This is a genomic window from Pyxidicoccus fallax (assembly GCF_012933655.1).
In the GTDB taxonomy this organism is placed as follows: domain Bacteria; phylum Myxococcota; class Myxococcia; order Myxococcales; family Myxococcaceae; genus Myxococcus; species Myxococcus fallax.
Genome location: NZ_JABBJJ010000702.1, coordinates 1 through 1,430 on the forward strand (window position 1 = coordinate 1; position 1,430 = coordinate 1,430).

Genomic DNA, 1,430 nt, shown 5'->3' on the forward strand with positions numbered 1-1,430 from the left:
CTCCACTTCCGCGCCCCCAACCCCAACATCGACTGGGAGCACAGCCCCTTCTACGTCAACGCCGAGGCGAAGGAGTGGGCCCCCCAGGGCAAGCCGCGCCGCGCGGGCGTCAGCTCGTTCGGCATCGGCGGCACCAACGCCCACGCCATCCTGGAGGAGGCGCCCCGGCGCGCGCCCTCCGGCCCCTCGCGGCCCTGGCAGCTGGTGGTGCTCTCCGCGAAGTCGGAGACGGCGCTGGACGAGGCCACCCGCCGGCTGGCTTCGCACCTGCCGGCCCATCCGGAGCAGGACTTCGCGGACGTGGCGCACACGCTCCAGGTGGGCCGCAAGGCCTTCGCGTGGCGGCGGGCGGTGGTGTGTCAGGACGGCGAGGACGCGGCGGACGTGCTGGCGGAGCTGGACCTGGAGCGCGTCCACACCGGCCAGGCGAAGGACGGGGGCCGCCCCGTGGTCTTCCTCTTCCCCGGGGGCGGCGCGCAGCACCTGCGCATGGGGCAGGAGCTGTACGAGCAGGAGCCCACCTTCCGCGAGGCCTTCGACGCGTGCGCCGCGCTGTTCTCGCGCCGGGGCGGGCCGTCGCTGAAGGAGGCGCTCTACCCCGTCACGGGTCAGGGCGAGGACGCCGGAGCGCCGCTGCCGCGCCCGTCGGTGGGCCTGCCCGCCCTGTTCACCGTGGAGTACGCCCTGGCGAAGCTGTGGGAGTCCTGGGGCATCAAGCCCGAGGCGATGCTGGGCCACAGCATGGGCGAGTACGTGGCCGCCTGCCTCGCGGGCGTCTTCTCCGTGGAGGACGCGCTGGCGCTGGTGGCCGAGCGCGGGCGCCTGTTCGAGCAGCTCACGCCGGGCGCCATGGTGAGCGTGGCGCTGCCGGAGGACGAGGTGCGGCCCCTGTTGGGCGCGCGGCTGTCGCTGGCCGCCGTCAACGGGCCCTCGCAGTGTGTGGTGGCCGGTGACGTGGCGGCGGTGGACGCGCTGTCCGCGGACCTGGCCGCGAAGGGCGTCGAGCACCGGCGCGTCCACATCGACGTGGCGGCGCACTCGCACCTCATCGACCCCATCCTGCCGGCGTTCTCCGCCTTCGTCGGCCGGCTGAAGCTGAGCGCGCCCACCCTGCCCTTCGTGTCCGGGCTGACGGGGACCTGGATTACCGCCGAGGAGGCCACCAGCCCCGGCTACTGGGCGCGGCACCTGCGTCAGGCGGTGCGCTACGGGCAGGGCGTGCGCACGCTGCTGGAGGACCCGTCGCGCGTGCTGCTGGAGGTGGGCCCCGGGCGCACGCTGGGCTCGCTGGCGCGGGCCCTCGTCGAGCGGGGAAGCCCCACGCTGGTGCTGGCCTCCATGCGCGCGCCGCGAGAGCCGGGCTCGGACCTGCGCTTCGCCCTCAACACGCTGGGCCGCCTCTGGGTGGCGGGGGTGGCGGTGGACTGGAG

General features: G+C 75.0%; 1 protein-coding gene. It reads left to right on the plus strand.

Annotated features, from left to right (window positions below):
- The coding region (locus HG543_RS53635; RefSeq protein WP_169352671.1) for an acyltransferase domain-containing protein at positions 1-1,430 on the plus strand (1,430 nt) is incomplete at both ends.